This is a genomic window from Roseobacter sp. HKCCD5988 (genome assembly GCF_037830355.1).
In the GTDB taxonomy this organism is placed as follows: Bacteria; Pseudomonadota; Alphaproteobacteria; order Rhodobacterales; family Rhodobacteraceae; genus M30B80.
Genome location: NZ_JBBLYJ010000002.1, coordinates 639,401 through 646,337, shown reverse-complemented (window position 1 = coordinate 646,337; position 6,937 = coordinate 639,401). Strand labels below are relative to the sequence as shown.

Sequence of the window (6,937 nt, the reverse complement as noted above, 5' to 3'; positions counted from 1 at the left end):
CCGCGAAGGCGGCCGCACAGTCGGCGCAGGCGTGGTCTCCAAAATCATCGCTTAAGATTTGAGATTGGCACGCGGGGGAAACCCCGCGTGCCATCTTCACCCGCTGGGTGCAATTTCGCACCCAAATTGAAACCGGTTCGACGAGGGAATGTGGTGACACATTGCCCTCCTCTCAATCGTAAAGGATCAGAGTAATGGCCATTCAAAGCCAAAACATCCGTATCCGCCTCAAGGCGTTTGATTACCGCGTTCTGGATGCCAGCACGCAGGAAATCGTGAACACCGCCAAGCGGACGGGTGCACAGGTGCGCGGGCCTATCCCGCTGCCAAACAAGATCGAAAAATTCACTGTTCTGCGTGGGCCTCACATCGACAAGAAGAGCCGCGACCAGTGGGAAATTCGCACCCATAAGCGTCTGTTGGATATTGTTGATCCAACACCACAGACTGTGGATGCATTGATGAAGCTCGACCTCGCCGCTGGCGTGGATGTCGAGATCAAGGTCTAAGGGGGGCATCGGATATGTTGCGCTCTGGAGTGATCGCTAAAAAATTGGGTATGACCCGCCTGTTCATGGAAGATGGTCGTCAGATCCCTGTGACTGTTTTGCAATTGGATGGTCTTCAGGTTGTGGCACAGCGCACCACTGACAAAGATGGCTACACTGCCATCCAGCTCGGTGCAGGTTCCGCAAAAGCAAAGCGCGTTTCGGCGCCGATGCGCGGCCATTTCGCCGCTGCAAAGGTTGAGCCTAAGCGTAAGCTTGCGGAATTTCGTGTTGACCCTGAGAATTTGGTGGCCGTTGGTGAAGAAATCACCGCAGACCATTATTTTGAAGGTCAATTCGTTGACGTGTCTGGCACCTCGACCGGTAAAGGTTTCGCGGGTGCGATGAAGCGCCATAACTTCGGCGGTTTGCGTGCGTCTCACGGCGTTTCGATCAGCCACCGTTCGCATGGTTCGACAGGTCAGTGTCAAGATCCTGGTCGCGTGTTTAAGGGCAAGAAAATGGCAGGCCATTTGGGCTCGGTGCGCGTCACCACTCAAAACCTGCAAGTTGTTCGCACCGATGCAGATCGTGGCCTGATCATGGTCAAAGGCGCTGTTCCTGGCACCAAAGGTGGTTGGGTGACCATCAAAGATGCGGTGAAAAAGCCATTCCCTGAGAATGCTGTTTTGCCTGCTGCTTTGAAATCCGCCGCCGCCGCAGCTGCGCCTGCAACCGAGGCCCCCGCAGAGGACGCCCCCGCCGAGGGAGGTGAAGCATAATGAAACTTGACGTCATTAAATTGGACGGTGGCAAAGCGGGATCTGTTGATCTTGGCGATGACATTTTTGGTCTTGAGCCCCGTGCTGACATCCTGCACCGCGTTGTCCGTTGGCAGCGTAATAAGGCGCAGGCAGGCACGCACAAGGTTAAAACCCGTTCTGAAGTCAGCTATTCGACCAAGAAGATCTATCGCCAAAAGGGCACTGGTGGCGCGCGCCACGGGTCTCGTAAGGCGCCGATCTTCCGTAAGGGTGGCATTTACAAAGGCCCAACCCCACGCAGCCATGCGCACGAGCTTCCTAAGAAGTTTCGTAAGCTTGGTCTGAAGCACGCTTTGTCTGCCAAAGTGGCGGCAGGCGAGTTGGTGATCATCGAAGCAGCGGCCATGGCCGAGGCGAAAACCGCACAATTGGCCAAGCAGGTGAAGAACCTTGGTTGGAAGCGTGCCTTGATCATTGACGGTGCAACGGTTGATGCGAACTTCGCCCAAGCGGCGCGCAACATCGAGGGTCTCGATGTGCTGCCATCCATGGGCGCGAATGTCTATGACATCCTCAAGCGCGACACTCTGGTGTTGACGAAGGCGGGTGTCGAAGCACTGGAGGCTCGCCTAAAATGAGCACGAAGCCAGAACATTATGACGTGATCCGCCGCCCGATCATCACGGAAAAAGCCACTATGGCCTCCGAGAACAATGCGGTTGTGTTCGAAGTTGCGATTGATGCGAATAAACCCCAGATCAAGGAGGCTGTTGAAAGCCTGTTTGGTGTGAAGGTGAAAGCGGTCAATACAACTGTCACCAAAGGCAAGAACAAGCGTTTCCGTGGCATCGCGGGCACCCGTAAGGATGTCAAGAAGGCCTATGTAACGCTCGAAGAAGGCAACACAATCGACGTGGCCACAGGTCTTTGATCTGTCCCACGTTCGGGCGTTTTGCCTGATCTGACCTCAGCGAGGCCCCGACTGCGGATGCGGTTGGGGCCTTGTTCATCGCAAAGGCGGCTACACAGTCGGGAAGGGGCCTTGACCTTAAGGCTTCACTTTCCTACACAGCGCCATCGCGATAGCCCCAGATTCGTCTGGGGCTTTGCTGTTGTTCGCATGAACGACATTTCACTGGGATCTTCGGGGCCCTCATTTATCGGTCACCCAATTCGGGGGACTTACAACATAGGTGGGTTTTTAATTACCTGCCGTTAGCAAACGGAAGACAGAAAGCATGGCACTTAAGTCGTATAAGCCGACGACGCCGGGCCAGCGCGGGCTGGTGCTGATCGACCGTTCGGAGCTGTGGAAAGGACGTCCTGTCAAATCCTTGACTGAGGGTTTGACGAAAAAGGGCGGTCGGAACAATACCGGACGGATTACCGCACGCCGCCGCGGTGGTGGCGCGAAGCGTCTCTATCGTATCGTGGATTTCAAGCGTCGTAAATTTGACGTCACAGCCACGGTTGAACGGATCGAATACGATCCTAACCGCACCGCCTTCATCGCGTTGATCCGCTACAGCGATGGCGAGCAGGCCTATATCCTCGCGCCACAGCGTTTGGCTGTTGGGGATGCGGTTGTCGCCTCTGCAAAAGCAGATATTAAGCCCGGTAACGCAATGCCATTTTCGGGCATGCCCATCGGGACAATCGTTCACAATATCGAATTGAAGCCCGGTAAGGGTGGCCAAATTGCACGCGCGGCGGGCACGTATGCCCAGTTCGTTGGTCGTGACGGTGGCTATGCTCAGATCCGCCTCTCTTCTGGTGAATTGCGTCTGGTGCGTCAGGAATGCATGGCAACCATTGGTGCCGTGTCAAACCCTGACAACTCGAACCAAAACCTTGGTAAAGCGGGCCGCGTCCGCCACATGGGCAAGCGTCCAAGCGTCCGTGGTGTTGCGATGAACCCAATCGATCACCCACATGGTGGTGGTGAAGGCCGCACATCTGGTGGCCGTACGCCAGTTACCCCATGGGGTAAGGATACCAAGGGCACACGCACCCGCAACAAGAACAAGGCATCGCAGAAGCTGATTATCCGCTCGCGTCATGCCAAGAAGAAAGGGCGTTAATAGATGAGCCGTTCTGTATGGAAAGGCCCTTTTGTCGACGCATACGTCCTCAAGAAGGCAGAAAAAGCGCGGGAGTCTGGGCGCAACGAAGTGATCAAAATCTGGTCGCGCCGTTCAACCATCCTGCCGCAATTCGTTGGCCTCACCTTTGGTGTCTATAACGGGCAAAAGCACATCCCCGTGAACGTCACTGAAGACATGATCGGTCAGAAATTCGGTGAATATTCTCCAACGCGCACCTATTACGGGCACGCTGCGGATAAGAAAGCGAAAAGGAAGTAAGCCATGGGCAAGGATAAGAATCCCCGCCGCGTGGCGGACAATGAAGCGATGGCAAAACTGCGCATGTTGCGCACAAGCCCGCAGAAATTGAACCTCGTCGCGCAAATGATCCGTGGGAAGAAAGTTGACAAGGCTTTGACCGCGTTGACCTTTTCCAACAAGCGCATCGCGATTGACGTGAAGAAATGCCTTCAGTCTGCCATTGCGAATGCTGAAAACAACCACAGCCTTGATGTGGATGAATTGGTCGTTGCCGAAGCATATGTTGGCAAGAACCTGATCATGAAGCGTGGTCGTCCACGTGCCCGTGGTCGGTTTGGCCGCATCCACAAGCCGTTCTCTGAACTAACCATCAAGGTTCGCCAGGTCGAGGAGCAAGCGTAATGGGTCATAAGGTAAATCCAATTGGCATGCGCCTGCAGGTCAACCGCACTTGGGACAGCCGCTGGTATGCGGACACCAAGGATTACGGCAACCTGTTGCTCGAAGATCTGCGTATGCGTGAATTCGTGGCGAAAGAGTGCAAGCAAGCTGGTGTCTCCAAAGTCATCATCGAGCGTCCGCACCGCAAGTGCCGCGTCACCATCCACACCGCTCGCCCTGGTGTTATCATCGGGAAAAAAGGTGCGGATATTGAAGGCCTGCGCAAAAAGCTGGCCGCAATGACCGACAGCGAATTGCACCTCAACATCGTTGAAGTGCGCAAGCCAGAAGTTGATGCGGCATTGGTGGCAGAGTCCATCGCTCAGCAGCTTGAGCGCCGCGTTTCGTTCCGCCGCGCAATGAAGCGCGCCGTGCAGAACGCGATGCGCATGGGTGCCTTGGGTATCCGTGTTAACGTGGCTGGTCGCTTGGGTGGCGCTGAAATCGCCCGCACCGAATGGTATCGTGAGGGCCGCGTGCCGCTTCACACATTGCGCGCAGACATTGACTACGCGCATACAGAAGCGTCCACACCTTACGGGATCATTGGGATCAAGGTCTGGATCTTCAAGGGTGAAATCCTTGAGCATGATCCATCGGCGCGTGATCGCCGTTTGGCCGAAATGCAGGATAGCGGTGGGGCACCACGCCCGCGCCGTGATCGCTGAGGAGTTTGACAGATGCTGCAACCAAAGCGCACAAAATTCCGCAAGATGCACAAAGGCCGCATTAAGGGTGAAGCAAAAGGCGGGTCTGACCTGAACTTTGGCACCTTTGGCCTGAAAGCCCTTCAGCCTGAGCGCGTTACCGCGCGCCAGATCGAAGCTGCCCGCCGCGCCCTGACACGCCACATGAAGCGTCAAGGTCGTGTATGGATCCGCATCTTCCCTGACACCCCTGTAACTTCGAAACCAACCGAAGTGCGTATGGGTAAAGGTAAAGGTTCGGTCGATTACTGGGCATGCAAGGTCAAACCAGGCCGCGTTATGTTTGAGATTGACGGCGTTAACGAAGAAATCGCACGCGAGGCGCTGCGCCTTGCCGCGATGAAGCTGCCAATCAAAACACGCACCGTGGCACGCGAAGACTGGTAATTTCAGTTTCGTTTGTGAAAATCAAAACCCCCGCAGAGCAATCTGCGGGGGTTTTTCTTTAGTCCCAACGATAATTAAAGCTGACGCTGATCCGCTCATCCTCGGCCATATTCATCGGCACCTCATGGCGCAACCAGCTTTCCCATAGCAGCACATCACCGACATTCGGCTTTACATAGATAAAGGGCTGTAATTCTGCGCGTGCGGTCTTGGCCCGCGTTGGGGCCGCCATCATGCGCGACAGGCGCGGGTCTTCCAGTTTCAACGCCGATGCACCTTCGGGCATTGCAACATAGGTCGTCCCCGAAATCACCGAATGCGGATGAATATGCGAGCTATGCGTGCCGCCTTCGGGCAGGATGTTGATCCATAAATCCTCAAGAACCAGAGCGCGGCCATCCAGATCGAATTCCAAATCCTTGACGAATTCAGCGACATGATGATCGAGAATTTTCACCAAATCCGCAAAGATCGGAAAGCGCCAAGGCAGATCGGTGAGCGAGGCATAGGACGTATATCCAGGATATCCGTTTTCCTCGCACCATGTTTGACCTGCTTCGTCATCTTCTGCGATAACCAGGCAAGATTGCTCTAACTCGGCCAAATCAAGGTGAGGGGCTGCCTCGTGCAGATTGCCGTGATAGAGGAGTGTGACGAATAAGGATGATATCTGTGCCATAGGCCTTCCTTAGATCAAGATGCGCCAAGCCGCGCGGAACGGATGACGGAACCATAGCCTAGGTCTAGGTGCGGGGCGAGGGCAGACCACAACCGCCTTTGAAAAACGCGGATAAATTCCCCCGTGGGGTTGCCATATGCCCAAGATGCGCGTATGTGCCGCCCTTATCCACCTACTCCAACGGAATCAGGGTGACGCTTTTTGCGGCCCTCCGTTGATTGTTGAAAAGGAAGACCAACGCGATGAACGCGCAAGACCTACGTGATAAAACGCCTGACCAGCTGCGTGATCAGCTTGTTCAGTTGAAGAAGGAAGCGTTTAACCTGCGCTTCCAACAGGCCACTGGCCAATTGGAAAACACCGCCCGTATGCGCCAAGTGCGCCGTGACGTGGCCCGTGTGAACACGATTCTATCTCAGAAGGCAGCAGCAGCCGCAGGGGAGGCCAACTAATGCCCAAACGTATCCTGCAAGGTGTTGTCACCTCTGATCAGAATGAACAAACCGTCACCGTGTCTGTAGAGCGCCGCTTTACGCACCCAGTGATGAAGAAGACGGTTCGTAAGTCCAAGAAGTATCGGGCCCACGATCCGCAGAACCAATTCAAAGTTGGCGATATCGTCCGCATTCAGGAATGTGCGCCAATTTCGAAGTCGAAACGCTGGGAAGTCATCGCAAACTAAGCGCTGAATTTCAGTTTAACGAAACCCTGGGGGTAATGTCCGCATCGGCGCCCCCAAAGGTCGGGAGATACCACTATGATCCAGATGCAGACCAATCTGGATGTAGCTGACAACTCTGGCGCTCGCCGAGTTCAGTGCATCAAGGTTCTGGGTGGATCCAAGCGGAAATATGCCTCGGTGGGTGACATCATCGTGGTCTCCGTTAAGGAAGCCATCCCACGCGGTCGTGTAAAGAAGGGCGATGTCCGTAAGGCCGTTGTCGTGCGCACCGCAAAAGAAGTTCGCCGCGAAGATGGCACAGCCATCCGTTTCGACCGCAATGCGGCCGTGATCCTCAACAACAACAACGAGCCTGTTGGCACCCGTATCTTCGGGCCAGTTGTGCGTGAGTTGCGTGCGAAGAACTTCATGAAGATCATCTCGCTCGCTCCGGAGGTGCTGTAA

At 55.1% G+C, this 6,937-nt stretch carries 13 protein-coding genes; 12 read left to right on the top strand and 1 reads right to left on the bottom strand.

The genetic code is table 11. From position 1 onward, the window contains the following. Positions 1 to 200: 200 nt before the first annotated feature. From rpsJ to rplP, 9 genes are all read left to right on the top strand, one after another. On the top strand, positions 201 to 509 hold the full coding sequence (rpsJ, locus tag AAC636_RS11350) for a 30S ribosomal protein S10 (RefSeq protein WP_010400227.1): 309 nt from the start codon (positions 201 to 203) through the stop codon (positions 507 to 509). Positions 510 to 523: 14 nt separating this feature from the next. Next, a complete protein-coding gene (rplC, locus tag AAC636_RS11345; protein WP_317657407.1) occupies positions 524 to 1,270 on the top strand; it encodes a 50S ribosomal protein L3 in 747 nt (248 codons plus the stop codon). Continuing rightward, positions 1,270 to 1,890, top strand: coding sequence for a 50S ribosomal protein L4 (gene rplD / locus AAC636_RS11340; protein WP_317657408.1), 621 nt, complete (start codon positions 1,270 to 1,272; stop codon positions 1,888 to 1,890). Before rplC ends, rplD begins: the two co-directional genes overlap by 1 nt. After that, complete coding sequence (locus AAC636_RS11335; protein ID WP_317657409.1) at positions 1,887 to 2,183, top strand: 50S ribosomal protein L23; 297 nt, start codon at positions 1,887 to 1,889, stop codon at positions 2,181 to 2,183. The genes rplD and AAC636_RS11335 overlap by 4 nt, the downstream gene beginning before the upstream one ends. A gap of 307 nt (positions 2,184 to 2,490) precedes the next feature. Then, positions 2,491 to 3,333, top strand: a complete 843-nt coding sequence (gene rplB / locus AAC636_RS11330) for a 50S ribosomal protein L2 (RefSeq protein ID WP_317657410.1) — start codon at positions 2,491 to 2,493, stop codon at positions 3,331 to 3,333. A 3-nt stretch (positions 3,334 to 3,336) separates the two neighbouring features. Then, positions 3,337 to 3,615 (top strand): 30S ribosomal protein S19, encoded by a 279-nt coding sequence (gene rpsS / locus AAC636_RS11325; RefSeq protein ID WP_217777634.1) that lies wholly within the window; start codon positions 3,337 to 3,339, stop codon positions 3,613 to 3,615. A gap of 3 nt (positions 3,616 to 3,618) precedes the next feature. After that, positions 3,619 to 3,999, top strand: coding sequence for a 50S ribosomal protein L22 (gene rplV, locus AAC636_RS11320; RefSeq protein ID WP_317657411.1), 381 nt, complete (start codon positions 3,619 to 3,621; stop codon positions 3,997 to 3,999). After that, positions 3,999 to 4,706: a 30S ribosomal protein S3 gene (gene rpsC / locus AAC636_RS11315; RefSeq protein ID WP_340301562.1), complete on the top strand. Its 708-nt coding sequence runs from the start codon at positions 3,999 to 4,001 to the stop codon at positions 4,704 to 4,706. Before rplV ends, rpsC begins: the two co-directional genes overlap by 1 nt. Before the next feature lie 12 nt (positions 4,707 to 4,718). Further along, positions 4,719 to 5,132: a 50S ribosomal protein L16 gene (gene rplP, locus AAC636_RS11310; protein WP_317657413.1), complete on the top strand. Its 414-nt coding sequence runs from the start codon at positions 4,719 to 4,721 to the stop codon at positions 5,130 to 5,132. A 58-nt stretch (positions 5,133 to 5,190) separates the two neighbouring features. Here rplP and AAC636_RS11305 read toward each other — a convergent pair whose 3' ends face one another. Continuing rightward, positions 5,191 to 5,811, bottom strand: coding sequence for a 2OG-Fe(II) oxygenase family protein (locus AAC636_RS11305; protein ID WP_340259765.1), 621 nt, complete (start codon positions 5,809 to 5,811; stop codon positions 5,191 to 5,193). Positions 5,812 to 6,053: 242 nt separating this feature from the next. Here AAC636_RS11305 and rpmC point away from each other — a divergent pair, with 242 nt between their 5' ends. The 3 genes from rpmC to rplN all read left to right on the top strand — a co-directional run bounded on the left by rpmC (position 6,054) and on the right by rplN (position 6,937). Further along, the gene (gene rpmC, locus AAC636_RS11300) at positions 6,054 to 6,263 is read left to right on the top strand and encodes a 50S ribosomal protein L29 (RefSeq protein ID WP_317657415.1); all 210 of its coding nucleotides are present in this window, start codon (positions 6,054 to 6,056) and stop codon (positions 6,261 to 6,263) included. Continuing rightward, positions 6,263 to 6,493 (top strand): 30S ribosomal protein S17, encoded by a 231-nt coding sequence (rpsQ, locus tag AAC636_RS11295; RefSeq protein WP_317657416.1) that lies wholly within the window; start codon positions 6,263 to 6,265, stop codon positions 6,491 to 6,493. The genes rpmC and rpsQ overlap by 1 nt, the downstream gene beginning before the upstream one ends. Positions 6,494 to 6,568: 75 nt before the next feature. After that, positions 6,569 to 6,937 carry a 50S ribosomal protein L14 gene (gene rplN, locus AAC636_RS11290; RefSeq protein WP_005621870.1) on the top strand — a complete coding sequence of 123 codons (369 nt, stop codon included), beginning with the start codon at positions 6,569 to 6,571 and terminating at the stop codon, positions 6,935 to 6,937.

Coding starts and splice junctions, on each gene's coding strand:
- rplC (WP_317657407.1), top strand. CDS start 524: ATGTTGCGCTCTGGAGTGATCGCTAAAAAATTGGGTATGACCCGCCTG.
- rplD (WP_317657408.1), top strand. CDS start 1,270: ATGAAACTTGACGTCATTAAATTGGACGGTGGCAAAGCGGGATCTGTT.
- AAC636_RS11335 (WP_317657409.1), top strand. CDS start 1,887: ATGAGCACGAAGCCAGAACATTATGACGTGATCCGCCGCCCGATCATC.
- rplB (WP_317657410.1), top strand. CDS start 2,491: ATGGCACTTAAGTCGTATAAGCCGACGACGCCGGGCCAGCGCGGGCTG.
- rpsS (WP_217777634.1), top strand. CDS start 3,337: ATGAGCCGTTCTGTATGGAAAGGCCCTTTTGTCGACGCATACGTCCTC.
- rplV (WP_317657411.1), top strand. CDS start 3,619: ATGGGCAAGGATAAGAATCCCCGCCGCGTGGCGGACAATGAAGCGATG.
- rpsC (WP_340301562.1), top strand. CDS start 3,999: ATGGGTCATAAGGTAAATCCAATTGGCATGCGCCTGCAGGTCAACCGC.
- rplP (WP_317657413.1), top strand. CDS start 4,719: ATGCTGCAACCAAAGCGCACAAAATTCCGCAAGATGCACAAAGGCCGC.
- AAC636_RS11305 (WP_340259765.1), bottom strand. CDS start 5,811: ATGGCACAGATATCATCCTTATTCGTCACACTCCTCTATCACGGCAAT.
- rpmC (WP_317657415.1), top strand. CDS start 6,054: ATGAACGCGCAAGACCTACGTGATAAAACGCCTGACCAGCTGCGTGAT.
- rpsQ (WP_317657416.1), top strand. CDS start 6,263: ATGCCCAAACGTATCCTGCAAGGTGTTGTCACCTCTGATCAGAATGAA.
- rplN (WP_005621870.1), top strand. CDS start 6,569: ATGATCCAGATGCAGACCAATCTGGATGTAGCTGACAACTCTGGCGCT.